This is a genomic window from Mesorhizobium sp. BH1-1-5 (genome assembly GCF_020165615.1).
GTDB lineage: Bacteria > Pseudomonadota > Alphaproteobacteria > Rhizobiales > Rhizobiaceae > Mesorhizobium.
The window spans coordinates 238,712-263,264 of sequence record NZ_JAIUIM010000008.1 but is presented as its reverse complement, the minus strand read 5'-3'; the positions used below and the strand labels follow the sequence as shown (position 1 = coordinate 263,264).

The 24,553-nt window shown below is 61.9% G+C and carries 22 protein-coding genes; 2 read left to right on the top strand and 20 right to left on the bottom strand.

The annotated features are described in order from the left end of the window. Positions 1–12: 12 nt before the first annotated feature. Together LB572_RS13720 and LB572_RS13715 are read right to left on the bottom strand one after the other, a co-directional pair. Entirely contained in the window at positions 13–177 is a 165-nt protein-coding gene (locus LB572_RS13720) for a hypothetical protein (RefSeq protein WP_181179071.1), read from the bottom strand. A gap of 44 nt (positions 178–221) precedes the next feature. Beyond that, positions 222–1,286, bottom strand: a complete 1,065-nt coding sequence (locus LB572_RS13715; protein WP_412033560.1) for a DUF3991 and toprim domain-containing protein — start codon at positions 1,284–1,286, stop codon at positions 222–224. Between the two features lie 87 nt (positions 1,287–1,373). Between LB572_RS13715 and LB572_RS13710 the strand changes: the two genes are divergently transcribed. Then, complete coding sequence (locus LB572_RS13710; protein ID WP_224668071.1) at positions 1,374–1,952, top strand: response regulator; 579 nt, start codon at positions 1,374–1,376, stop codon at positions 1,950–1,952. Positions 1,953–2,386: 434 nt separating this feature from the next. Further along, positions 2,387–2,851 (top strand): hypothetical protein, encoded by a 465-nt coding sequence (locus LB572_RS13705; protein ID WP_140801395.1) that lies wholly within the window; start codon positions 2,387–2,389, stop codon positions 2,849–2,851. Between the two features lie 742 nt (positions 2,852–3,593). On the opposite strand, the gene LB572_RS13700 is transcribed toward LB572_RS13705, so the two are convergent. The 18 genes from LB572_RS13700 to LB572_RS13615 form a co-directional block, all read right to left on the bottom strand. Beyond that, on the bottom strand, positions 3,594–4,502 hold the full coding sequence (locus tag LB572_RS13700; protein ID WP_140801394.1) for a hypothetical protein: 909 nt from the start codon (positions 4,500–4,502) through the stop codon (positions 3,594–3,596). A gap of 511 nt (positions 4,503–5,013) precedes the next feature. Then, on the bottom strand, positions 5,014–5,298 hold the full coding sequence (locus tag LB572_RS13695) for a hypothetical protein (protein ID WP_181179069.1): 285 nt from the start codon (positions 5,296–5,298) through the stop codon (positions 5,014–5,016). Between the two features lie 41 nt (positions 5,299–5,339). Continuing rightward, entirely contained in the window at positions 5,340–5,519 is a 180-nt protein-coding gene (locus LB572_RS13690; RefSeq protein WP_140801392.1) for a hypothetical protein, read from the bottom strand. A gap of 8 nt (positions 5,520–5,527) precedes the next feature. Beyond that, on the bottom strand, positions 5,528–5,731 hold the full coding sequence (locus LB572_RS13685; protein WP_140801391.1) for a hypothetical protein: 204 nt from the start codon (positions 5,729–5,731) through the stop codon (positions 5,528–5,530). A 459-nt stretch (positions 5,732–6,190) separates the two neighbouring features. Beyond that, positions 6,191–8,455 carry a nitric oxide reductase activation protein NorD gene (locus tag LB572_RS13680; RefSeq protein WP_224668070.1) on the bottom strand — a complete coding sequence of 755 codons (2,265 nt, stop codon included), beginning with the start codon at positions 8,453–8,455 and terminating at the stop codon, positions 6,191–6,193. After that, a complete protein-coding gene (locus LB572_RS13675) occupies positions 8,446–9,288 on the bottom strand; it encodes a CbbQ/NirQ/NorQ/GpvN family protein (RefSeq protein ID WP_140801389.1) in 843 nt (280 codons plus the stop codon). The genes LB572_RS13680 and LB572_RS13675 overlap by 10 nt, the downstream gene beginning before the upstream one ends. Positions 9,289–9,376: 88 nt before the next feature. Next, on the bottom strand, positions 9,377–10,414 hold the full coding sequence (locus LB572_RS13670) for an aliphatic amidase (protein ID WP_140801388.1): 1,038 nt from the start codon (positions 10,412–10,414) through the stop codon (positions 9,377–9,379). 34 nt (positions 10,415–10,448) lie between these two features. Beyond that, positions 10,449–11,144, bottom strand: a complete 696-nt coding sequence (urtE, locus tag LB572_RS13665) for an urea ABC transporter ATP-binding subunit UrtE (protein ID WP_140801387.1) — start codon at positions 11,142–11,144, stop codon at positions 10,449–10,451. Beyond that, the gene (gene urtD, locus LB572_RS13660; protein WP_140801386.1) at positions 11,137–11,892 is read right to left on the bottom strand and encodes an urea ABC transporter ATP-binding protein UrtD; all 756 of its coding nucleotides are present in this window, start codon (positions 11,890–11,892) and stop codon (positions 11,137–11,139) included. Before urtD ends, urtE begins: the two co-directional genes overlap by 8 nt. Continuing rightward, positions 11,889–13,016, bottom strand: a complete 1,128-nt coding sequence (gene urtC, locus LB572_RS13655; protein ID WP_224668069.1) for an urea ABC transporter permease subunit UrtC — start codon at positions 13,014–13,016, stop codon at positions 11,889–11,891. Before urtC ends, urtD begins: the two co-directional genes overlap by 4 nt. Positions 13,017–13,052: 36 nt before the next feature. Then, the gene (gene urtB, locus LB572_RS13650; protein WP_140801385.1) at positions 13,053–13,922 is read right to left on the bottom strand and encodes an urea ABC transporter permease subunit UrtB; all 870 of its coding nucleotides are present in this window, start codon (positions 13,920–13,922) and stop codon (positions 13,053–13,055) included. 61 nt (positions 13,923–13,983) lie between these two features. After that, a complete protein-coding gene (locus LB572_RS13645) occupies positions 13,984–15,231 on the bottom strand; it encodes a transporter substrate-binding domain-containing protein (RefSeq protein ID WP_140801384.1) in 1,248 nt (415 codons plus the stop codon). A gap of 211 nt (positions 15,232–15,442) precedes the next feature. Beyond that, positions 15,443–16,111 (bottom strand): ANTAR domain-containing response regulator, encoded by a 669-nt coding sequence (locus tag LB572_RS13640; RefSeq protein ID WP_140801383.1) that lies wholly within the window; start codon positions 16,109–16,111, stop codon positions 15,443–15,445. A 25-nt stretch (positions 16,112–16,136) separates the two neighbouring features. Further along, positions 16,137–17,297: a transporter substrate-binding domain-containing protein gene (locus LB572_RS13635; RefSeq protein WP_224668078.1), complete on the bottom strand. Its 1,161-nt coding sequence runs from the start codon at positions 17,295–17,297 to the stop codon at positions 16,137–16,139. 124 nt (positions 17,298–17,421) lie between these two features. Further along, positions 17,422–18,438: an alpha/beta fold hydrolase gene (locus tag LB572_RS13630; protein WP_140801382.1), complete on the bottom strand. Its 1,017-nt coding sequence runs from the start codon at positions 18,436–18,438 to the stop codon at positions 17,422–17,424. After that, the gene (locus tag LB572_RS13625) at positions 18,425–19,816 is read right to left on the bottom strand and encodes a purine-cytosine permease family protein (RefSeq protein WP_224668068.1); all 1,392 of its coding nucleotides are present in this window, start codon (positions 19,814–19,816) and stop codon (positions 18,425–18,427) included. Before LB572_RS13625 ends, LB572_RS13630 begins: the two co-directional genes overlap by 14 nt. Positions 19,817–20,685: 869 nt before the next feature. Further along, a complete protein-coding gene (locus LB572_RS13620) occupies positions 20,686–21,429 on the bottom strand; it encodes a TetR/AcrR family transcriptional regulator (protein WP_318014036.1) in 744 nt (247 codons plus the stop codon). Positions 21,430–21,436: 7 nt separating this feature from the next. Next, positions 21,437–24,553, bottom strand: coding sequence for an efflux RND transporter permease subunit (locus LB572_RS13615; RefSeq protein ID WP_224668067.1), 3,117 nt, complete (start codon positions 24,551–24,553; stop codon positions 21,437–21,439).

Below are 24,553 nucleotides of genomic sequence, written 5' to 3'. Positions count from 1 at the left end.
GAAGTCGCTTCGTTACGTTCCGGCGCAGCGTGCAGGCATCTGATTTTGTGCTGCGCTTTCGAAACCGTGCTGTGAGGTGTGGCTTCCACGCATCTCCCGAACAATATCCACGCCCTCGAACTTCTGCCGGCGATCGGCGACGCCGAAGTAGATCTTGCGGATGGAGGATTGGATCATAGGGACGCTCCTTGGCCTTGAGCGGCCGGAGCGCGGTTCATCCCCTATGGATCACCATCTTCTTCGGCCCTTCTGGACCCTTCCCCCGCGGCCGCCTCTCCGCCCGGGCGGGTCAAGGGCCGGCGCGAGCCGGGCGAAGCTTCACCCTTGAGGCGAACGGCGGGCATGCGGCCCTCGGTTTTCTCCCCCTCTCCTCCTTCCCCAATTCTCGTCTTCAGATCGGCATTCCAGTCATCAGCGACCGGGCGCAGACGCTCGCAACCGCAGCCTGCCGCACCCGCGAGAGCGAGCAGCCGGCCGGCATATATGTCGCCCTGCCTGTTGTTATCCGTTGCCGCAACGAGCCGGACGCTGAGCCGCGCGACAAGCGCGCGGAGCGCCGCATCGGTCGCTGGCGACCAGCCGCCGCCGGTGCTGAGATAGAGCGTGTCGGCGCGAAAGCTCTCGAGCGCAGCAAGGCTCATGGCGTCGATCGCCGCTTCGGTGACGCAAAGGCGAAGCGCACCGGGTCGGCCGAGCCGGAACAGCACCTTGGCGCCGCCGGTGGCAAAGCCCCGCCACTCTGGGCCGCGCTCTTCCCAGCCGGTGAGTGCGCCACCGGCGTCGACATGGGCCGCCCACATCGAGCCATGCGGACCTTCGCACAGGACACTAGCTGCGACCGCAACGCGGATGATGTGTTCGGGCAGATGTCGGGCCTCGGTAAGATAGCACCAGGTTGCCGATCCTCGCCACGGCTTGCGTCGGGCTTGCCAGCGTTCCGAAATGGACAGATCGGGCTCGCGATCGCGGGACTCCCGCTGCCGGACCGGCCCGGATGGCACGAAGCCGACGAGACAGGCGACATCGTTCATGGCTTCGACGAAGGGCACGCCCTCGAGATGTTCGACCAGGCGAAAGACGTCACCCTTGTCGTCGCCAAGCGGGTCGAACCAGCCCTTACCGTCATGGATGACGATGATGATCGCCGCATCGCGGCGATACTTCATCGCCTTGCGGGTGCTCTGCTTGATGTCGAGGGCGAACCCCGCACGTTCCAGCACCGCTGCGCAGGGCACCTTGTCCTTCAGCCTTTCAAGTTCTGCTTTATCCATTTTTCGTTCGCGCACCTTCGCGGCGCCTCCCTTCCATTTCACGCTCGCCCCCTTCGGGCACAAACAGGAGGCCGCGAAGAGCAAGGCGGGCAAGGGCGCGGCATGCAACCCGACGATAGTGACGGCGTGCGCCGCGGCGCAGCTTCCCTTGCCGGGCGCAGCGCGCCAGCGGCACGGCGCTCCACCGTCAGTTCGGTGACGCTCCTCATCCGCGACCCCGATCAGCCTACAAACGCGCCGGACAAAACAGATAGCGCTCTGGCGACCGACGGCCAGACTTCCAGCCGGACAGGGCCCGCGGGTCCAGCGCGGATTCTGGTCGTGGAGGACGATTACCTTATCTCCATGGAGACCGAAAATACTCTGGTGGCTGCCGGTTTCGCCGTCTCGGCCGTAGCGCCCTGCGAAGAGGCTCTGAAAATAGCCGCATCCGGGCACCCGGTTCTGGCCGTCATGGATATCCGCCTTGCCGGACGAATGGACGGCATCGAGACCGCTGTGGAATGTTTCGGAACCTACGGCCTCCACTCGGTTTTTGCGACCGCGCATTCCGATCAGGCTACCCGCAGCCGGGCCGCGGCAGCGGAGCCCCTCGGCTGGCTGGTGAAGCCCTATGCGTCAACGTCACTGCTTACAGCGGTTCGCAACGCACTTCGACTGTCCCCGGCTGCGCAGGCGTGAGCGACCATCGACGGGCGAGGCTCGGTTTGCCGCCGCTCATCCAATCTATACCATGGCTCATCGTTGCCTTGCGGGCAGCTTCGACGTCATGGACATCAGTCACGCGAAGCGTTGATCGCCTTGCCACGGCCCCCCGGACAGATGTCGATAGCCGGCAATCCGCCATTTGGGCCGATGCTCGTTGCCACTCGCTCCAGGTGAGCGATGCCCACGCGCCCATTCAATGGCTAGTGGCGGCGGGTCAAACGCCATAGTCCGTTTGCACTCGGAAGGCCCACGCGAACTGAAGAATTGGAGGCAGGAGCGGGCACCTTAAATTTTCTCGGCAATGGAACTTCCCCACCGAATGCAGGTTCCCTTGCGTAGAACGACTTAGGCAACTCCGGCCTGTGCGAGTTTGCTGCAGGCAGAGCGCCTCGCAACAGGAGACGGCCATGAAACATCAGACAATTCAAGACCTGAATGGCGTCGCGCAAGTCGAAGCGATCTTCCCGGTCATGCCGCGACGTCAGCGTTTGGAACGTTGGGCAGCGCTTCTCGAGCGAAATCCCGAGCGGTGCCTCGCCGCCTTTCCCGGTACGGAATACATGACCTTTGAAGTGCGCGAGAAAGCCCAATGCCTCGGCTCGCCGCTCAGCGTCGCTTTCGCCGATCCAATCTTATGCGCGCAAGGATTGAAGAACGATACGTATGGCGAAGCCAAGCGCTTCTTCGAGCTAGCGGATTGGCAGTTGCACGCAATTGTTTGTCACTGTCATGTCGGCGGCACAATGAAAGCCGGATGGGCTGCCGTGCAGGTTCGGTCTGCCATCGAAAAGGAAGGGGAGCTTTTCAGAAAATTGCGCGAAGCAATTGCCGGTTGGCCGGTATTCCGCTTTTTCACCCATGTGCGGGAGTAATGGCGCCTAGAGGCGGCCGGCGCCGCCGGACCAGAAAGTCTCCAAGGGAGATTTGGTGTGGGGTGATTCCGGCAAGACCAGCAGCGAGAACACCCTCTGAAGTGCCCCACCGCGGGAGCTATCCAAGTCTTTAGCGCAGGCCGCGCCTCTCTCGATGAGGCGCGGGTATAGAGGGTTAAATGCCAGCAGCGCGCACTGGTTAGCCTTACCCTCAGCGAACTTGTCGAGCGTCTCGCGGAGTACTTGCACGCAGCCTTCATGCCGAGTTGTTCTGCCGATCACGTCCGCGTCGCGCGGGTCATAATAGCGCCCGACCGTCGCGGCCCCGACAGGGCGCGCATCGAGCGCACTTGCCCCGGACAGGCTCGCCGAACTTGTCGAAGGATTTCCCGCGCCGGTCAAACTCCAGACCGACTTTTGAAACGCAGGTGGATCGACGGTGTGGCACGCCGTATCGGGCGGCTGGCGAAGGAAAGGCGCGTTTCTGAAGCGCCGCGGCCGCATCTTAAAGGCGCGATATACGATAGTGAAAGTGGTTGTGAATGTAGTCGTTGAAGTAGCGGCCTTTGACAAATGCGGGCGGAATGCCGCATAGACCTCAGTAGGGCGTCTGGTCACAAACCAGACCGATAGGAGCCGGCCGGATCATACTCGACCTTCTTGATCGAGGTCGTTGGCCCGTTACTCGCGTGCTCACCAAGAAAACATTGTTCCAACACGGAGGTGCCTGTCGATCGACTCCTCATCCCCTAAGAAAAAGCGCTTCCTCTTCGTCTCGCTGTCTCCCGCCGATAGTGGCTGCAACACTCGCTATGAAGGCTCCGATGATCATCGAAAGCGCGCCTATGAGCGCCGAGGTAGCGCTGGCCTTTCGAGCTTTGTCCGCGGCTGCCTTCGCCTTGTTTTTCGCCTCCTCGATACCAGCAAGAACCGTATCAACCCGCTTGGTGGCGTCCGCCTGCGAGAGTCCGGTTCGCGATGCCACGACACGGCCTAGGTAAGCCTTGTCTTCAGCCGATACTTGACCTGAGGCTGCGCTCGCTACCAGAATCCGCGAAACTTCGCCGACCGCCGCATTCTGGGTCTGGTTACCGGCGACCACGGCCGCACCGGAGTCCGTGGGCCTAAATAGCTGGTCCACATAGTAGCCCAGGGTGTCTGTCGCGGGGTTTCCGGCCGCCGCACCCGCCGACGCTCCCATCGCCGCGCCCGACGCGACGGTGGAGGCTGCCTGGACCCCCGCACCAACGATGGAGGACAGCGCGGAACTGAACACGCCAGCCACAAGAAGAGTGGCTAGAGCCCAAGCCAAGAAACCATGGGCAGTGTCACGGAAATAGACCTCATCGGTATGAACACTGACCCATTTCGTGCGCAATCGTCCCGCCAGGTAGCCCCCGACGCCGGACGACAGCCATTGTACGATGACCAGCCATACGCCTGCCGCAACCGCTGTCGCGGTCGGCGAGGGATTTGATCCGCTCCAAGGCGAAATGAAGGAAAGTCCCAGCCCAGCGCCGACCAACATGAGGATGACTGTCAGCGTGGAGACGGCTAGTGCGCCCGCGATTATCGGTCCCCAACTAACCGCTGAGGACGACGCCTCGACCGTTGGGTCAGATCGCGTGTCCGACGATACAAGATCGACCATCACCGGCCCCTCACCGAGCGAAGAGCATGATCAGAATGATAATCGGGATAGGAATTCCCAAAAGCCAGAGCAAGATACCGCGACCCAATGTCGGCCTCCTGAGTAGGATGAGAGACAGATTAACTGCGCTGACTTACTTTCGTTCCCTCATGCGAGGGTTTAAGGTGTTTGGCAGGGACCCACGGACGCCATCCGTCTCTCATGTCGCGGCTCCTGTCGAGTTGCTGGATGCACCTCGAGCGCAGTTCCTACCCGCAACTCGTCCTCCTCCCTCGGCAGGAGACGCGCCGCTCAAGTCAGTCCGAAGTGGAGCGAAATGTTCCGCCAGCAGCCCCATCCGGCAGTCCGGCGTCACGAACCTTTCTGGCGGAGGGTCTGATGCGTCGGGCCGTGCGCTATCTGGAGGGACAAGGCCTGCGTTAGAGTTTGGCTTAAAAATGAGCGCTCGCAATGAACGTTTCTGGGCGCAGCGTGATCTTTTGAACAGTAGCGTTGGTCTGGCGATCGAAATTCAACCAGAGCGCAACACGCCCGGCTCTTCATTGGGCGGGTCGGTTTTTTCGTCCAATGGATCGTCTCCCAGCACATCGGAGAAATTGACGGTCGCGATCAGATAGCCCGCGTCGTCATAGACTTTGACGTGGGAGTCTGAATGGTCGGCACCTGGCGGAAAAGAACTCGCCGCTGCCTTCGCCAATTCAACAGCCTTGGGACTGGCCAGGTCGATACTTGCAAAGTCTTCCTCGATCATGCTGGAGCGGCCACCAGCCACGGTCTCAAAACGAAAATTGGGCATGCAGTTTTACTGGAGTGACCATTCGAGACGCCTTAAGCGGATCATTCGTCTTTCTTGATCGGAAAGGTCGCATCGCCATCCTTCTTTCCCGAGATAACGCGCGGATCGGCGCTTACGACGCCGTCGTTCCTGCCGCCCTTGTGATGCTTCTCGGACTGGGCCTCGGCGTCACGTTCAGGAGCGCGATCCGATTTCGAGCCTGCTTTCGTTCTGTCGGCCAAAGTACTTCCTATTTCTTTGGGGCGGCTGGCTGAGCGGGCTGGACGCCCTGCTGGTCGCCGCCAGTGCTCGTTTCCGCAGTTGGATCCCTTTCGACCTGCGGATTCTTATCCGGCGGCTGGTTGCTGACCGAATTCGTCTTCGAGCCATCGACGCCGTTATCGCTGCATCCTGCGATGAGACCCGCGACCACCAACAAAGCCAATCGTTTCATGAAGCCATCCCTTTAGCGCTGAACTGCCGGCGCTCAAGAATGTTCCGAGGCCGCCGCTTGATGGCATCGGGCCGCAACTTGTCGAAGGTCTCCGCCCCGATCACAAAGAAGGTAAAAAGCTACGGCTCCTCCGGGCTCCGCGAGCTATTTTCGCGCGGAGTCGAGGAAGACCAGCCCTTGACGCGGGCCGCAACTGCGACCTAACTCAACCATAGCAGCGAAGCCGGAATAGGCAGCTCGGCGAGTGCGGGGAAAGGCCGTAGCGTTCTCCCGCGTCGGCCACCTGATCCAACTCGGCCAAAATGCCCTTACGCCAGTCATTCAGCGTTGTTGATTGCGATCCCGGCACGGCTGGGTCGCCATGGATACGCCCGTTCTCAATGCCACCGCTATCCAAGAGTTCTTTTGTCGGAACAGCGAGAGCAAGCAGACAGTCGACGCTCTGTGACCAACCCGCACTCACTTCCCGAGTGTCAGATAGAGTTTGGGCAACAGCTCCGTTAGTCGCTCGACCGTGGCGATGCTGATGGCATTTTTCTGGCCGAAGATGCGTTCGAGAGAGGCCTCCGCGCTGGAATCGAGGCCGACGCAGAATGTATTCATTCCCGACCGGCTGAGACCTTGCACGGCCTTGCGCGCGTCTTCGACCAGATAGCGGCGATCATCGGCATCAATGTCCGATGGTTCGCCATCGGTAACGACCAGCAGCAAGCGCCTGTAGCTGCGTTGGCCGGCAAGGTCGGCGGCGGCGTGGCGTATGGCTGCGCCGAGGCGGGTCGAGAAGCCGCTTTGCAGGCCCGCCAGCCGTGCCTCGACCAATCCATCGTATGGCTGGCTGAAATTCTTGATCCTGATATAGCGCACATCCTCGCGGCGGTCCGAGCAGAATGCTGCAATTGCAAAGGGATCGCCGAGGCCGGACATGGCTTGCGACAGAAGCGCGGCGGCTTGGCACTCGACCTCCAGCACAGTCTGCTTGCCGTCGCGAACGCGTTCGCTGGTGGACTGCGAAATATCCAGCAGAAGCAATACGGACAGGTCTCGGCTGCGGCGCTCATAGCGGCCATGGATGCGCGGGCTCGGTGACTCGCCGATGCGCCGTGCAATGGCCGCGTCGATACAGGCATCGATGTCGAGGAACTCGCCTTCCGATTGTCGCCGCAGGCGTTCGGCGCGGCTGACACGAGCCGAACGGATCAGCGCCGTCAGCCTGCTGGCCAGATCGGCACGCTGTTCGCGCAGCCGGAGAATCCGCTCGGCGGGAGCGCCGGCATTGGCCTGATATTCCTTCACCGAAGTCCAATCCGGCTGGTCGCGGCCGGTGACATAGTCGAATTCGGGATAGCGTGCCACCAGCACGCCATCGAACGGCAGGTCCTCCACCTCGAACCGGCCGATATCGCCATCCGGATTGCTCTCGGGTTCGGCGCGGTCGGGACGTTCGTCATTGTCCTCTTGCCGTAGACGCGCGGCGGACAGGACGTGCTCGGCCTCCTCGGCCGGTTGGTCGTCATCGCCGAAATCCCACAGGCCAAGATTGTCGTCGCGGTAAGGCGGCTGCACGACATAGTTCTTGGCATCGAACTGCACCCGCATCTGGCCGAGATCGTTGCCGAGGAGATTCCCTATCCGGCGGCTGAGTTGCTGATCGTGCCAATCGTCTCTGGAAGCGAAAAATGCGTCACGGCCTTTGGCGACCCAAGGGTTGGGGTCTTCGAAGGCGGGATCGGCAAGCGCGCGGGCAAGCCGCGCGAACAGCGCCGGGGCGGTGGCGGCCGTGGTCACCGTGTGAAACGGCAGGAACAACCGCGCCAGTCCAGGCAATTCTTGCAAGGCCAACTGCTCGACGCGAGCATCCTCGATCAGTGAAACCAGCGCGATCTGCGCCGGCTTGAGGCCGCCGACAGGGAAGCGCTCTCGCGTGAGGCGCAGATGCGCGGCCAGATGGGCGACCGCCGCACGGTAGAGGCGTTCGCTGTCAGCGGGCTGGAAGCCGGGGAAGGATGAGGGCAAGCGCACCACATTGCCGTCGAAGCCGGCCCGGCGTCGCGCCTGCTCGGGGGCGTTGGCCGGCGTCTCGCGCAGCGGCGGCGTGTCGCCCCACAGCGCGGTGAGGAATGGCTTCAGGCGTGACTCCATATCGGCAAAGCCTATCTGCCCGCTGGTCCGTTGCAGCCATAGAAGTGCTGCGGCATCTTCCAGCTTGAAGAAGCGCAGCCGCCTCTGCGGATCGCCTTCGGCTGTCCTGATGCCGATGCGCACCCATGATTCCAGTCCGTCGAGCTCGGCCTGCCCCAAAAGCCACGGCATCTGGCCAAGCACCAGCGGCACCGATTCCGCTGCGCTGGTGCTGATATATTCGATGAGGCGCAGCCAGCGGGGGAACTGGTCTTTTCCCGCACTCCGAATGACAGCGATTGCCTGCTCGGGCAGCAGGCAAGCCGCAGTCCGTCCGGATCGAATGGCGAGCCTCGAGACGAGGTCGGCCAGATCTATGGCCACTGGCGGCGAGACAAGCCTCGATATCTCGGGCGAGTAACGCATGTAAGCGTCGGAAACCGCCTCGCCATAGCCAGCGCCGGACAAACGGCGGCATGCGCGAATCCATGCCGGATGGAAGTCGCCGGGGAAGGCGTCACGCACTTGCAGGTTCGGTGCCTCCTCATGGGTCGCATCGCGCCTGGCCGGCGCCGGCGCTCGCTCCGTCACGGTCGTCAGATACAAGCCGCGATGGCGGACTTCAGCGCGTCGCGCATGTCGGGATCGTCGGTGAGCGGCAACACCAGGGCGACCTCGCAAGCCTGTTCGATGGAGATGCCCTGACGGGCGAGCAGGCCGGCATTGATCAGCATCCGGGTGGAAGCGCCCTCCTCCAGTCCATGCCCCTTCAGGTTGCGCGCGCGATGCGCAATGCGCACCAACGTCGTGGCCAACTGGCGGTCGACCCCCGACTCGGTCGCAACAATCTCGGTCTCGACCGCTTCGTCCGGATAGGTGAAGGCGATGGCCGCAAAACGCTGCTTGGTCGATTCCTTCAGGTCCTTGAGCACGCTCTGGTAGCCGGGATTGTAGGAGATGACGAGCTGGAAGTCGGGATGCGCCTTCAGCACCTCGTTTTTCTTTTCCAGCGACAGGATGCGGCGATCGTCGGTCAGCGAATGGATGACGACGGTGGTGTCCTGGCGTGCCTCGACGATCTCATCGAGATAGCAGATGGCGCCTGCCCGCACGGCCAGAGTCAGCGGACCGTCGTGCCAGACCGTGCCGTCCGCGTCGAGCAGATAACGCCCCACGAGATCGGACGCGGTCATGTCCTCATGGCATGAAACGGTGATTAGCGGCCGTCCGAGCCGCCACGCCATATGCTCGACGAAACGTGTCTTGCCGCAACCTGTCGGGCCCTTCAGCATCACCGGCATGCGGGAGGCAAAGGCCGCTTCGAACAGCGCAACTTCATTGCCCACAGGTCGGAAAAAAGGCTCGGCGGCGATGCGAAAGTCGTTCAGTGCATCGTCCTTGGCCTCACGCACCGCCGCAGGGCCAGTCCCATGGTCCATTTCAATCTCCAGATGCGACATCATACGGCTTTAAAAATGGCGCGCCGCAGCCCCTCGCAGGCCGCGGCGCTTGGGAGGAGCCATCCCTCTAGCGATGGGCTGCCACCTTGTTGGGAATGCCTTCGATCGGGCTTTCGGGCGTGCCGACAGTCTGTCGGGTTATCGCCTCGACCTTCTCGCGCGTGCCTTCCGGATCGGTGATCCACTGCCTGTAGAAATTGAACGGGCAAACGGCATGTCCGCGCGTGTCGTCGCCGGAATTTATCAGGCCGGTATAGCCACGATGCAGCAGCTTGAAGATGTGATTCTGCGACTGCATGTTCTTGCGCGCATCGCGCAGCAGCGAGGTCGACAGCTGCGCATACTGGATGCCCATCTCCTCGGTGCCGCATTCGCCCAGCGTGCGCCCGTCGAAACCGATGATCGCCGAGTGGCCGAAATAGGAATAGACGCCGTCGAAGCCGGCCGCGTTGGCGACGGCGACATAAACGTTGTTGGCCCAGGCCATCGACTTCGAAATCTGGATCTGCTGTTCCTTGGCGGGATACATGTAGCCCTGGCAGCGAACGATCAGCTCGGCCCCGCGCATGGCGCAGTCGCGCCATATCTCTGGATAGTTGCCATCGTCGCAAATGATCAGGCTGATCTTCATGCCCTTGGGGCCGTCGGAGACATAGGTGCAGTCGCCGGGATACCAGCCCTCGATCGGCACCCAGGGCATGATCTTGCGATATTTCTGCACGATCTCGCCCTTGTCGTTCATCAGGATCAGCGTGTTGTAGGGCGCCTTGTTGGGGTGCTCTTCATGTCGCTCGCCGGTGATCGAGAAGACGCCCCAGACGCGGGCTTTCTTGCAGGCCTCGGCGAATATCCGGGTCTCATCGCCGGGGATGGATGAGGCCGTCTCGTACATCTCCTTCTGATCGTACATGATGCCGTGGGTCGAGTATTCGGGGAAGATCACGAGATCCATGCCGGGCAGACCGGTCTTCATCCCTTCCACCATCTTGGCGATGTTGCGGGCGTTGGCCAGCACCTCCTCGCGCGTATGCAGGCGTGGCATCTTGTAGTTGACGACGGCAACGCCAACCGTGTCGTTGCTGCTCGAAATATCGCCGTGATACATTTGCTGTTTCCTCCTCGGGTTTGCCGGTGTCCGTCTAGACAACCAGATGCTGGTGGATCATGTCGTCGCTGAGCTCACCGATCGGGCCGCCGACCGCTACGCTGCCGCGGTTGAGAATGGCGAAGTGCCGCGAGGCGCGGCGCGCGAAGGCGATGTTCTGTTCGACCAGGACTATCGTCAGGCCCTGCTTGCGGTTGAGATCGATCAGCACATTCTCGATCTGCTCGACGATGTTGGGCTGGATGCCTTCGGTCGGCTCGTCAAGCAGCATGACCTTGGGCTCAGACAGCAGCGCGCGCGCAATGGCGAGTTGCTGTTGCTGGCCGCCGGAAAGATTGCCGCCGCGCCGGCCGAGGAATTCCTTGAGGATGGGGAAGAGCTCCAGCACCCATTCGGCGATGCGCCCGCCGCCGTCCTTGGCGGCGAATGTGCCGACCATGAGGTTCTCGCGCACCGTGAAGGCGGGCAGAATGCCCCGGCCCTGCGGAACGTAGCCGACGCCGGCCAGAGCGCGCTTGTGGGTCGGCTGATCGACCAGTTCCTCGCCGTCGAGCCGGATCGAGCCGGTGGTGCGGCTCATCAGCCCGAGGATGGTGCGCAACAGCGTGGTCTTGCCGACGCCATTGCGGCCAAGCACGGAGAAGAAGTCGCCGGCCTCGACGTTCAGCGACACGGATTGAAGGGCGCGGCTGCGGCCATAGAAGCCATCGACATTGGCAAGCTCAAGCATGGCCGATCCCTCCCGAGCCGAGATAGGCGTCGCGCACCGCCTGGTTGGCCTCGATCTCGCCGATCGTTCCTTCGGCCAGCAACTTGCCCTGGTGCATCACGGAAATGGTCTCAGCGATATCGCGCACGAAACCCATGTCGTGTTCGACGACGATCAGCGTGTGTTTGCCGCGCAAGCCGCAGAACAGTTCGGCGGTTTTCTTCGTCTCCTGCTGGGTCATGCCGGCGGTCGGCTCGTCTATCAGGATAAGCAGAGGATTTTGTGCGAGGATCAGCGCGATCTCCAGCCACTGGGTCTGGCCATGTGACAGATGCGCGGCAGGCGTCTTGAGATCGTTTTCGAGGCCGACCAGCTCCGCCAGCCTTTCGATTTCCACCTTGTCATCGCCCTGCCCGAAGCTGAGCAGGTTGGACAGCACGCCGGGGCGAGCCGAGCGGCCTATATGCAAATTGTCCCAGACGCTGAGGTCGCGAAATACGCTCGGCACCTGAAACTTGCGACCGATGCCGGCCCTCGCAATGGCGTGCTCGCTCAGGCGATGAATGGGTTTGTCCTGAAAGCGCACCGCACCCGACGCAAGCCGCGTCTTGCCGCAGATCAGGTCGAGCGCCGTCGTCTTGCCGGCGCCGTTCGGCCCGATAAGACAGCGCAATTCGCCTTGGCCGACGCTGAGCGTGAGATCGGAGACGGCAACGAATCCGCTGAAGGAAACTCGTGCCTGATCGATGACGAGCTGGGGGCTGCTCATGACAGGCGCTCCAGGCGGGGAGCCTCGCCGACGGTGTCGGCCCGTCGCGACTGCCGTCGGGCAAGTGTGCGCCTGCGCTCAAAACGCCCGGCGATCGTCTCGACCGCGCCGGCAATACCCTTCGGCAGGAATAGCACGACGAGCACGAAGAGCAGGCCCATGATCAGCGTCCAGCTGTCGAGAAAGGTTTCCGATTCCGAAAGCGCACCTTGCATGCCGGTCACGATCAGCGCGCCGAGCATGGCGCCGAGCAGGCTCTGGCGGCCGCCGACAGCCACCCAGATCACCACCGAAAGTGAGATCGGCACGCCGAGGAAAGTCGGCGAGGCGAACTCCATGACGATCGTGTAGAGCATGCCGGCAACACCGGCGATTGCGCCCGAAACCGAGAAGACGAAGATCTTGTAGAGCGCGACGTCATAGCCGAAAAAGCGCACCCGATCCTCTTCGTCGCGTATTGCCTGGACGATGAGGCCGGCCTTGCTCTTGGTGATCGCGAAGGCAATGAACAACGACGCCGTCAGGCAGATAGCGACCAGATAGTAGATGGCCGGCCCATAGGCATCGAAGGCAAAGCCGGCGACGTCGAACTGCGCGAGATCGGTGATGCCATTGAAGCCGCCTGTATAAGCCTGCTGATCGATGATCAGAAGCTGTACCACCACCATCGCTGCCAGCGTGGTGATCGCGGCGTAGACGCCGGTGACCCGGCCGCGAAACATGAACCAGCCAAGCAGCGCGGCAAACAGTGCCGGTATCAGGATGCCGGCCGCGACGCCGACGCTCATCGAATAGAACGGCTTCCAGAACCAGGGCAGCTCGGTGACATTGTTCCAGACCATGAAGTCCGGCAGGCCGTCAGAACCAGTATGGACGGGAATGGTCTTCAGTTTGAGCGCCATGGCCATGCAATAGGACCCGAGCCCGAAGGTGGTGGCCTGGCCGAGGTTGAGGATGCCGGCATAGCCCCAGGACAGGCTGAGCGCGACGGCCAGCATGCCGAGCACGAGATAGCGGGCATATTTGTTGAGCAGGAACGCGTCGTCGAGAAACACCGGCACCAGCAGTATTGCCAGGCACACCACTGCATAGATCGCCATCTCGGTTTTTGTCTTGCCGGACACTTTTGCTGTTCCCTGGATTGAATGTCTTGAGTGGCCTTAGGTCCGCGCATGGGCCGTGAAGAGCCCCTGCGGCCGGAACCGGATGAGTGCGACGATGGCGACCAAGACCAATGCCTTGGCGATGGTGTCGTTGGAGTAGAAGGCGAGGTAGCCGGACAGCTCGCCCAGGATGCCGGAACTCGCGAGCGTCCCCATCAGGCTTTGCGTGCCGCCGAGCACAACGACCATGAAGGCGTCGACGACATAGGTGGTGCCCATTTCCGGCGAGACGCTTTTCAACGGCGAGACGAGCGCACCGGCAAGACCGGCCATGCCGGCGCCGTAAGCAAAGGTCAGGCGATAGATGCGGCTGGTGTTGATGCCGAAGCTGGAGGCAACCGCGCGGTTCTGGGTGATGGCGCGGAGCTTCAATCCGAAATTCGTGTAGCGATAGATCACCCATGTCACGCCAAAGAGGGCGAGCGCGACGAACAGGATGAACAGGCGATAGGCCGAGTCCGTCGCGCCCAGGATCGTCACGCTCTTCGACAGCGACTCCGGCATCTGCACGTAGCGAAGCTCGCCGCCGACAACGAGGCGCACGGCTTGCTGCGCCATGACGCCTATGCCCCAGGTGGCAAGGATCGTGTCGAGAAGACGACCGTAGAGGCGGCTGATGACCAGCACCTCGACCAGCCATCCGACGGCTGCCATGATGAGGAAGATCGGCACCAGGCTCGCAAGCAGGCCCATGCCGAACTCCGCCTGGAGCGCCCAGGCGACATAGGCTCCGAGCATGACGAACTCGCCATGCGCCAAGTTGATGACGCCGGTGACGCCATAGATGATGGCGAGGCCAAGCGCGACCAGCATCAAGATCGATGCAATACTGAGGCCGGTCATGAGCTGCGATACGACGATGTCCATGGCATGCCTTCCGAGGAGCTGGCGGCGCTGGAGGCAGCGCCGCCGGTTTCGTCTCGCGGTCTCAGATTTGCTTGAGGCCTTCGGCCGTGCACCGTTGGTTCGGGTAGGCTTTGTAGGGCACCGGCTCCAGCCAATCGTCGGTCTGCTTGAGTATCTTGAACTGGCCGTCGGCTTGGCACTGGCCGATCTTCGGCCATAGCCAGGTGTGGAGGTTCTCCGGCTCGATGCGCACCTTGCCTTGCGGCGCCACCATCTCCTGGCCCTTCACCGCCTCGCGGATGGCGTTGGGTGTGATGTCGCTGCCTGCGAGCTTTTCAACCGCCTGCTTGAACAGATGGACCTGGAAGTAAGACGGCTCGGACACGAAGTGGGTGACCTTGTCGCCACCCCAGCGCTTCTTGTAGGCGTCGACGAATTTGTGGTTCTCCGGCGAATCCCAGACCATGAAGTAAGGCGCCGAGGTGAAGTGCCCGGCCGCCGCCTCGCCGCCCATCGCCGCGACCTCGTTCTCCGAGGTGGTGAGGCTTGCCATCGGCATCGTCGCGGGATCGAGACCGGCCGCGTGGTACTGCCGGTGCAGCGCCACGACGGAGTCGCCGACGACGGTCGAGAAGATGACGTTGGGCTTCTCCGCCTTCAGCTTGTTGATGACGGACGAGAATTCGGAATGGCCGAGCGGGACGTATTCCTCGGCCACCACTTCGGCGCCGAGTTCGGCCAGCATCTTCTTGCAGTAGTTGTTTTCTTCCTTGGGATAGATGTAGTTCGAGCCGATCAGGTACCAGCGCTTGCCGAAATTCTTGACCAGCCAGGGCACGAAATCATCCTGCTGCTGATTGGGCACGGCGCCGGTATAGATGACGTTCTTGGAGCACTCGCGCCCCTCATAGAGGGTCGGATACCAATAAAGATTATTCTGCTTCTCGAACACCGGCAGCACCGCCTTGCGGCTGGCAGAGGTGTAGGAGCCGAACACCGAGACGCATTTGTCGGACAGCACCAGCTTGCGCGCCTTTTCGGCGAAGGTGGCCGGGTCCGACGCCGGGTCTTCCACCACGGGTATGATCTGCATGCCGTTGATGCCGCCGGCGGCATTGATCTCCTCGATGGCCATGATCGTGGCCTTGTTCAGCGATTCCTCGATGATGGCCGTAGTGCCGGTCAGCGAGAAGAGGACGCCGACCTTGATCTGGCCATCGGCGGCTCGCGCAAGCGAGGCATTCTTGCTCCAGATATGCGGGAACCCGACGAGCGATACCGTGCCGAGCGCTGCGGTGGCCTTCAGAAAACTGCGACGGTCTTTATTCACCTTTTTCTCCCCTGAAAACGCAAAAGGCCCCGAAGCGAACTGCGCAAAGCAGATCGTTTCGAGGCCCTGTTGCCATTGATGTCTACGGCGCTATGCCGCTCGCGAACCCTGTCGTTCGCAACAAAAAACCCCACGCCTCGCTTCCGCGAATGCCGTGAGGTTCCATTACCCGTATTTCGTGAGCGGCACCGTTGCCGCCAATTCGAAAACGCTAACTGAGAAGGTCGTGCGAGTCAACAATGGCGTTGGCGACGGCGCCGATCGTCACACGCCGCTCCATCGCCTGCCGGCGCAGATGGTTGTAGGCCTCCTCCTCGGTGATGTTCTTCACCCGCATCAGAAGCGATTTTGCGCGCTCGACGCTGCGCATGGTGCGCAGGCTCTCATCCAGCTTGTCGATGCGCCCTCGCAGACGACGCTCGTAGAGGAAGTGGCTGCGCGCCAGTGACAGCACTGCCTGCACGGTTCGCGCGGTCGTGGGATAGTGGAGCACGCCGTGGGCCGCGCAATTGTGCAGAAGCTTCAGATCGAGCGGACCCTCGCTGCGATCGACGACAACCAAGGCAGCGCCTGGCTCTCCCGGAATCCAGGGCAGCCGCTGCGGCAGATCGGGAGAAAGAGCGCAGAAGACGACGTCGTAGTGAACAGATATTTGCGGCGGCATCGGCCATTCATGATGGATTTCGCAGCGCAGCCTTTGCAATTCGCGCAACAGGCGTTCGCCATCGTCATCGCGTTCGACGATAACGGCGACCTTGAGGTGCCACAGAGACTTGGCGGCAGAAGCGGAGGCGGCCTGGGCGAAGTGTCCCGCATCCTTTCGCGTGGTTCCCGCCTGCCCGGCCTTGTCACGATTTCTCATATCGACGGTCTCTTGCACGATTGTCCTCCCTTGTTGCCGTCGGTCAGGTCAGTTCCAGAGATTGCTGGCGAAGGCTGCGCCCGTACCCAAGCAGATACGGATCTGACCGGACGCAACTCTGCGATTCGTAGACGAGGTCGAACTGACCCTGCCTGTTGGCGCGGCCGATGCGGGTCCACAGATCCGCATGACCCCAGGTCGAGTTGATGACGACATCGCCTTGCGGCGCCTCAAATTCCGACCCCATCACCGAGGCGCGCAGGATTTCGGTGTCCATCGAGCCGGTCTGCTCGAGGGTCTTGGCGAAGACGTTGACCTGGAAGTATGAGGCCTCCAGGCACATGTTGGTCGGCTCGTCCTCGCCATAGCGCTTCTTGTAGCGCCGCACGAAGCTGGAATTGCATTCATTGCCTACGCCTTGGAAGTAGGGCGCGGCGGTGACGTGGCCTTCGCCCACATCATGGCCCATGGCGCGGATCTCGGCCTCGGTCGTGGTCAGGCTGGCGATCGGCATAACCTTTGGATTGATGCCGAGCTCGGCATAGGCCTGGTAGAGATAGACCGTGCCGTCGCCGACGACGGTCGAGAAGATCACATCGGGCTGGGCGCGTTTCACGTCGCGCATGACCGGCAGGAACTCGGCGCGCTTGGCGCCCATGCTGACATAGGATTCGCCCGCGATGCTGCCGCCGCTGTTGCGGATCAGCTCGCGCATGATCCGGTTGGATTCTCGCGGGTAGATGTAGTCGGAGCCGATGAAGTAGAAGCGCGTGCCATAAGTCTGCATCAGTACCCGACACAGTTCGACACTGTTCTGGTTGGGCGTCGCGCCGGTGTAGATGACGTTGGGCGAGAATTCGAAACCCTCATAGAGGGTCGGATACCACAACAGTCCGTTGAGCCGTTCCACCACCGGCAGAACCGCCTTGCGGCTGCTCGACGTATAACAGCCGAAGATCGTGCTGACGCCGTCCTCGACCATCAGCTTCTTGGCGTAGCGCCCAAAGGCGCTCGCCTCCGAAGCCGGGTCGTAGCAGATCGGCTCGATCGGTCTGCCGTTGACGCCGCCGGCGTCGTTTATCTCTTCGATCGCCGTCAGCGTGCCGCGCAATTGCGTTTCCTCGATCAGAGCCATGAAGCCCGAGCGGGAAAAGAGGACGCCGACGCGCCAAGGTTCGGAGGTATTGCTCGATCCGGTCAATATACACTCCCAAAGTTCCCCGACCGCATTTCTTGTCGTTGGACCGTGGCCACCGTTCATCCTGCGTGCAGCCACGGCGGAGGTCAACCGAGCAGTGACCGTGGCCAACTGCAAGCAGTGACCGTGATCAGTTGGCCAGCAATTCTTTCAATTTCCCATCGAGGAACTTGATGTCCTGCGGACTCGTGCCCGGGCCGCCGGCAAAGTGCCCCCAGACGGACTCGATCGGCACAAAGCTGGCATTGGGCATGTTGGCGACTTCGATCTCGCTGTCCTCGGGCGGGAAATAGAGGTCGGTCCGGCTTGGCATGACATAGGCTTTGGGCCTGATGGCCCCGAGCGCCTTCTTGAAATCGCCCTTGTAGATTTCGTTGTCGGAGATATCGCCGTTCTGCCAGGTCCACAGCATCGCGAGCAGATTGTTGGCGTCGCGGGCCAGGAAGTGCCCTTCCCAGAACGCCACCAGGAAATCCTCCAAATTCGAATAGCCGAGGTCTTTGAGGTCCAATTCCTGGCGATAGAATGCCTGCGAAAAGCCCCAGCCGGCATAGACGCGTCCGGCAGCGCGCAGGCCGCGCGTGGGGCGGTTCTCGTACCAGCCTTCCGCCCAGGTGCCATCGGCGGTGAGCGCCGCCTTGACGCCTTCGAGGAAGACGAAATTATGCCGCGAACATTTGGCCGAGGCGCAGAACGGAGCGATGAGGTCGACCATGTCAGGGTAGAGCGCGCCCCATTGAAAGGACTGCAGGCCGCCCATGGACCAGCCGACCACCAGCCTGATCTTCTCGATGCCGAACTTCTCCGTCACCAGCCGGTGCTGCGCGCGCACATTGTCGTAGATGGTGATCTTGGGAAAGCGCGGTCCGTTATACGGTTCCGGCGTGTTGCTTGGCGAGGACGAAAGCCCGTTGCCGAACATGTTCGGGATGATGATGAAATATTTGTCGGGATCGAGCGCCATACCTTTGCCGATCAGCCATTCATTGTCCTGTTGCTGGCCCGAATACCAGGTCGGATAGACGATGACGTTGTCCTTGTTGGCATTGAGCCTGCCGAAGGTCTTGTAAGCGAGTTTTGCGCCACGCAACGTGACGCCGCTCTGGAACGTGAAGCTGCCGAGATCGAAGATTTCATAGTCTGCCATATGGGTTCATCCTTTGGTTGAATGGGAAGACGGGACCAGCAAGCTGGCCCCGTCCTGTTCGTATGTCAGGCCGTGGCTCGTGCTGTTTGCGGCTGCCGGCCAATGACGGCATAACGATGCCGCCGGCCAGCATGGCGCTGATGGCCGTCGAGAAATGCGGTGCATAGAACTCGACAATCAGCGCGACCGCCGATCCGATGGCCCAGGCGATGAAGGCCGTTGGCCGCCAGTCTTCGCTGATCTCCGCGTTCTTGCGATAGAGATACTGGTCGACCAGAACGATGGCGCCGATGGGCGGCACCAGCACGCCGAGCAGCGACAGCCATTCGATGAAGAAAGCCCAGACATTGCCGGCGGCAATAACGATGCCGATTATGCCGAGCACCACCGCCATGACGCGCATGCGCGTATGCAGTATGCGCGACCAGCCGGTTGCCGAATTGTAGAGGCAGTGCGCGCAAACCGAGCCGAGATTGCAGTAGAGGAACAAGAAGGCGAGCACGCTGAGCCAGCCGATCTGCCTGCCGTTGATATAGCCGAACATGTTGTCGGCGCCGAACGGGTTGGCGTTCGGCACGGCCAGCGCCGCGGTCATCACGCCGCCGATCAGCATCGCCAGAATGTTGGCGAACGGAAACGCCGAGAAGGTCGCGATGATGGAGCTGCGTGAATCCTTAGCCCAACGGTTGAAGTCGGCGGAGACGGTGCCGGCGTCGATGAACAGCGCGATCACCACGGTGAGGCCAACGCCCATCGTCATGGTCGCCGCGCCGTTGTTGCCGGGATAGTCGAAGACCGCATTCCATCCGGAGGTGGCAGCGGAATCGAGCGCGACCCAGCCGCCAAGGATTACAAACAGCGGCACCGACACCAGGCCGATGAGATGCAGGCCCCGCACGCCGATAAAGGTGATGCCGATGTAAAGCAGACCGGCAACTGTGGTCATGGCGATATAGTTCAGCCCATAGGTCGAGTTGATGAGGGCGCCGGTGATGCCGGTTTGAACGGCATACCATCCGAGCAGCAGCGTCGACAGCAGGCCGGAAGCGAAGACGTAGCCCTTCTTGCCGAAGACGATGGAGGCGAGAAGAGCGAAGTTCATGCCGCGCCGTGTTCCCAGCACGCCGAGAGCGCCGACATAGGCGAACATGATGAGGTTGCCGATCACCATGGCCCAGAGGGCATTGCGGAAGCCCATGCCGAGCACGAGGATGGATCCGGTCATGGCACCGGTGATGATCATCGGGAAACCGATCCAGACGGTCGTCACAGAGAAAGTGCTTCGTCTGGCCGAAGCGGGAACGGGTTCGTGCTCGTATTCTTCGCCGAGGACGTGGTCGACTTCATCGAGCTTGTCGATGTCCGAGGTTTTCGTCATTGCACCCTCCTGGGTCAATCGCGTTGCGTGGAGGCCCGTCGTCGCGATGAGACGCCCTTGTCCGTCCCCGCGTTTCCTCGGGTGAGTGCCTTTGGCCGAGTTGGATATGGATCGCAGTGGGCTGATGCCTTCTTCCGCGCCTCTCCCCGCTTTCCCGGCCAACCGGCGCCTGTTCCCCTTGGCTTCTCGGTCGGTATCGCACAAACGACAAAGGCCTCCCAATGGCTCCTGAAGCGGAGTCAAAGGGAGGCCCTTTTGCCTTGATATCTATATGGTGGCCTCGTTGCCACCTACCTGCTTAACAGGCGAATTAGACGCTACAGGCAAGGTGGTTTAGTGTCAAACACTATGTCATCATGCATTGAAGCCGAAAGCTCGCGGCCCACCCAACGGCCGGCCGACCAATGTCTTGATAACTCTCGCTATTACCCAGCGGGCTCTGGGAGCTGTGCCGCGCCTCGATGAACTTCCTGCGGCAACGAGGATCGAAGTTCCGGCAAAGGGCAGAACCTTCTCCAAGTGAATCCCTATCCAAGGCAACGGAGCAGGAACCGCCGAGCTAGTGAGTGGGGGGAAAGGCGGTAGCGCTCTCCCGCTACCAAAATCATTATAAACCATTGAAATGGTGCCGACGAACGTCGTAGACGCCGCCGGCTCCCGATATCAGTAGTCGGCTTCGCGAATGTCTCAGCGACTGACGGATATGACGCAAGGCCGCATCGGCCTAGTTGCCGCACATTGCATGCCGTTTGTTTTGGCACGCCACTGAAAGCGCGTCGCGCTGAACCGGATTCAGGCGACGCGCTTTAAGTCTTTGTTTTGGTGCATGTCGTTGTCCCAGAACCGCGCACACTTCTGGGCGACATGCATTAGTCCGACTTGGCAAGCGCTTTCACGATAAAGCGGATCTGCTCGCGCAGGCTCGCCTCGGTGTCTTCGCCATGTTGGACGCAGTGCTCGATCAGAAGCGGATGGAAGAACGGCATGAAGGCGGTCTTGACGGCACGCGCCGCCTCTGCCGGGTCGCCGACCTTGAATTCGCCCGCCTTGACGCCCTCGCGAATGATCGCCTCGAAAACCGTCACCATCCACTCGATATGAGCTTTGACGATCGCCCAGTTCTCCTGCATGACCGCGACAATCATGTCGTGCATGTGCTTCTGCTCGATCAGCGTCGCCTTGCGATGCTGGTGGACAGCGATCAAAAGCCGACCGAGTTTCTCCGAGGCCGTGTCGTTCGCGCCTGCGATCACAGAGGCGATGTCGGCAGCCTCGGTTAGGATCCGCTTGCAGATGAACCCATTGATTGCATCCCTAGAGGGAAAGAAACGGTAGACATTTGCCCGGCTCATGCCAAGGTCGGTGGCGATGTCGGCCATCGAGGTCTTTTGATAGCCGATGCGGCGAAAGTGCTCCTCCGCCACTTCCAAAATGCGCGCGCGCACCCCGTCGAGATCAGTTCGCATTCCGATCGGCTGGTTCATCGACGTCTCCGGAAGTGATCGATCAGACATGCCAAGCTCGTGCGGTCGGTCATCCGTGAACGGGTACGATCGCGCCCCCGCAGGGCAGGTTCCTGCGGGCGAGAAACTTGGCCCGATCTTCTCCGGCAACCGGGTCCTATTCTGCAGCCATTGCCAGCCGCAGTTCTGGTTCCGGATCCTGCATCGGAGCTTCATGAGTCTCCACCGCTGTCGGTTTGATCCTGAACCATGCGGTATAGAGCGCGGGAAGGAAGAGCAGGATCAGCACCGTGCCGACCGCCGTGCCACCGATCAGCGTAAAGGCCATTGATCCCCAGAAGACGGAGTGCGTGAGGGGTATGAAGGCCAGCACCGCAGCAAGCGCGGTTAGGATCACGGGCCGGGCGCGCTGCACCGTGGCCTCGATGACGGCGTGATAGTCGTCCAGGCCGGCGGCTCGGTTTTCCTTGATCTGTTCGGTCAGGATCAGCGTGTTGCGCATCAGGATGCCGGCCAATCCTATCAGGCCCAGGATGGCGTTGAAGCCGAAGGGCTGATGGAAGGTGAGCAGCATCGGCACGACGCCGACGAGGCCAAGCGGTGCCGTCAGCACGACCATGAACATCGTCGAGAAGGATCGCACCTGCAGCATGATGACGATCAGCATGGCGGCGATCATGGCCGGGAAGATCTTGCCCAACGCGGTGTTGGCCTTCTCGGCCTCCTCGATCGATCCGCCCATTTCGATGCTATAGCCGGCCGGAAGGGATGCGATCAGTGGCTGAAGGGCTTTCATGATCTGCTTTGAGACCTCCGGAGGCTGGGTCGCTTCGTTGATGTCGGAGCGGATCGTGATGACCGGCGTGCGGTCACGGCGCTTCAGGATCGGTTCTTCCAGACGGATCTCGGAATGACCGATCTGGTCGAGCGGAATCTGCCGGCCATCCCGGCTCATCAGCGAGAAATCCGCCAGGCGCGCCGGATCCAGCCGTTCGTCGCCGGCGCTGCGCGCCACGATGGGAACATTGCGGATGTCCTCGCGGACCTGTGTCACAGGAACGCCGGTCAAGAGGAACTGGAGCTGCTGGCCCACCTCCGCCGGGGAGAGGCCGATGAGGTTCAGCCGATCCTGATCCGGGACGTAGCGAATCACGGGCGTGCGATTGCCCCAGTCGCGGTTGGCTTGCCGCACGTCCGGGACACGCCGCATGATGTCGAGCGCCTTCTCGGAGATGCTGTAGAGTTGTGCCGGATCAGGCCCCATGACCCGGAACTCGACCGGGAACGGCGTGTAGGGGCCGAACACGAGCTGCGTGACGCGCACATTGGCTTCCGGCGCGAGCCCCTGTGCCACCGCCTCCCGAAGCCGATGCTTCAATTCCTCGCGCGCCTCGGCGTTCGGGGTCAGAACGACGATCTTGGCAAAGGCGGGATCGGGCAGTTCAGGCGCCATCGCGAAGAAGAAGCGCGGGGCGCCCTGACCGACATAGCTTGTGACGATCTTGGCCTCGGGCTGGCCGTCGAGCCAGTGCTCGAGCTTCTCGACCGTGGCGGTCGTCGTCTCGATGCTGGTGCCTTCCGGCAGGCGAACCTCCACCAGAACTTCCGGGCGGTCGGATGTCGGGAAGAACTGCTGCTTGACGGCGCCCATGCCGACAACGGAAAGCGCGAAGGCGACGCCGACGATACCTGAGGTCACGAACTTGTGGCGCACGGCAAAGGTGATGAGCCGCCGCAGGCGCCGATAGTTCGGCGTGTCGTAGATCGCGTGATGCCCCCCTTCGATCGGTTTGATCGCGGGCAGCATCTTGACGCCGAGATAGGGCGTGAAGACCACGGCGACGATCCAGGAGACGATGAGGGCGAAACCCACGACCCAGAAGATGTTGCCGGCGTATTCGCCAGCCGTCGAGCGCGCGAAGCCCACCGGCAGGAAGCCGGCGATCGTCACCAGCGTTCCCGACAGCATCGGCGCCGCGGTGTGGCTCCACGCGTAGGCCGCCGCCGTGATGCGGTCCATGCCCTCTTCCATCTTCACCACCATCACCTCGATGGCGATGATGGCGTCGTCAACGAGAAGACCAAGCGCCAGGATGAGGGCGCCGAGCGTGATGCGGTCGAAGAACCGCCCGGTTTCCAGCATGATGAGGAACACGGCGGCGAGCGTCAGGGGCACGGCGGCCGCCACGACGATGCCGACGCGCCAGCCCATGCTGAGCAGGCTGATCAGCAGCACCACGCCGAGCGCCATCGCGAACTTCATCATGAACTCGTCGACCGCCGAGGTGATGTTGACGGCCTGGTCGGACACCTTGTCGAGCGTCATCCCGAGCGGCAATGTCCGTACGATGACCGCCGTCCTGTCCTCCAGCGCCTTGCCGAGCGCGCGACCATCCCCGCCCTCCTGCATGACCGCCGCGAGCATGATCGTGGGCTCGCCCTGGCGCCGGATGAGATAGGTTGGAGGATCTTCATAGCCGCGACGGACCTCGGCGACGTCGGAAAGCCTCAGCGTCCGCCCCGCGGCAACGATCGGCGTGTCGGCGATCGCCTGGACACTGTCATACGCGCCATTGACCCTTATGAAGACCTGCGGCCCCTGGGTGTCGATCGAGCCCGCCGGCGTGACAGTGTTCTGCCGCTGCAAGGCGGCAACGATATCCCGGGCCGACACGCCGAGCGTCGCCAGTTTGGCATAGGAGAACTCGACGAAAATCTGTTCGGGTCGTTCACCGAGAATGTTGATCTTCTTGACGCCGGGTACGTGCAGAAGGTCCTGGCGGATCGCCTCGGCCTGCCTGGCCAGCTCTCGCATCGGCATGCCTTTGGCCTTGAGCGCGTAGAGGGCGAAGCTGACGTCGGAATATTCATCGTTGACGAACGGGCCGTAGACGCCGGGCGGCAGGTTGCGGGCCTCATCCCCGAGTTTCTTGCGGGCCTGGTAGAATTCTTCCTGCACGGCGGATGGCGGTGTGCTGTCCTTCAGCGTGACCGTCATATACGCATAGCCCGGCCGTGTGGTCGTCTCCACCCGGTCGTACCAGGTCAGCTCCTGAAGCCGCTTCTCCAAAGGTTCGGCGACGAGGTCCTGCATCTCGCGCGCAGTCGCGCCGGGCCACGCCGTCGTGACCGTCAGGGTCTTGATGGTGAAGTTGGGGTCCTCCGCCCGGCCGAGCATAAGGAAGGCGTAGGCGCCGGCGGCCACCAGCAGGAGGATGAAGAACAGGGTGACGGCGCGTTCGCGAACGGCGATCGCGGAAAGATTGAGGTTCAT

What these genes read in the sequence shown, in the direction of transcription:
- LB572_RS13710 (WP_224668071.1), top strand. Translation starts at nt 1,374, where the DNA reads ATGCAACCCGACGATAGTGACGGCGTGCGCCGCGGCGCAGCTTCCCTT.
- LB572_RS13695 (WP_181179069.1), bottom strand. Translation starts at nt 5,298, where the DNA reads ATGCCCAATTTTCGTTTTGAGACCGTGGCTGGTGGCCGCTCCAGCATG.
- LB572_RS13720 (WP_181179071.1), bottom strand. Translation starts at nt 177, where the DNA reads ATGATCCAATCCTCCATCCGCAAGATCTACTTCGGCGTCGCCGATCGC.
- LB572_RS13625 (WP_224668068.1), bottom strand. Translation starts at nt 19,816, where the DNA reads ATGACGAAAACCTCGGACATCGACAAGCTCGATGAAGTCGACCACGTC.
- LB572_RS13615 (WP_224668067.1), bottom strand. Translation starts at nt 24,553, where the DNA reads ATGAACCTCAATCTTTCCGCGATCGCCGTTCGCGAACGCGCCGTCACC.
- LB572_RS13630 (WP_140801382.1), bottom strand. Translation starts at nt 18,438, where the DNA reads ATGGCAGACTATGAAATCTTCGATCTCGGCAGCTTCACGTTCCAGAGC.
- urtE (WP_140801387.1), bottom strand. Translation starts at nt 11,144, where the DNA reads ATGCTTGAGCTTGCCAATGTCGATGGCTTCTATGGCCGCAGCCGCGCC.
- LB572_RS13670 (WP_140801388.1), bottom strand. Translation starts at nt 10,414, where the DNA reads ATGTATCACGGCGATATTTCGAGCAGCAACGACACGGTTGGCGTTGCC.
- LB572_RS13700 (WP_140801394.1), bottom strand. Translation starts at nt 4,502, where the DNA reads ATGGTCGATCTTGTATCGTCGGACACGCGATCTGACCCAACGGTCGAG.
- urtB (WP_140801385.1), bottom strand. Translation starts at nt 13,922, where the DNA reads ATGGACATCGTCGTATCGCAGCTCATGACCGGCCTCAGTATTGCATCG.
- LB572_RS13705 (WP_140801395.1), top strand. Translation starts at nt 2,387, where the DNA reads ATGAAACATCAGACAATTCAAGACCTGAATGGCGTCGCGCAAGTCGAA.
- LB572_RS13675 (WP_140801389.1), bottom strand. Translation starts at nt 9,288, where the DNA reads ATGGACCATGGGACTGGCCCTGCGGCGGTGCGTGAGGCCAAGGACGAT.
- LB572_RS13685 (WP_140801391.1), bottom strand. Translation starts at nt 5,731, where the DNA reads ATGAAACGATTGGCTTTGTTGGTGGTCGCGGGTCTCATCGCAGGATGC.
- urtD (WP_140801386.1), bottom strand. Translation starts at nt 11,892, where the DNA reads ATGAGCAGCCCCCAGCTCGTCATCGATCAGGCACGAGTTTCCTTCAGC.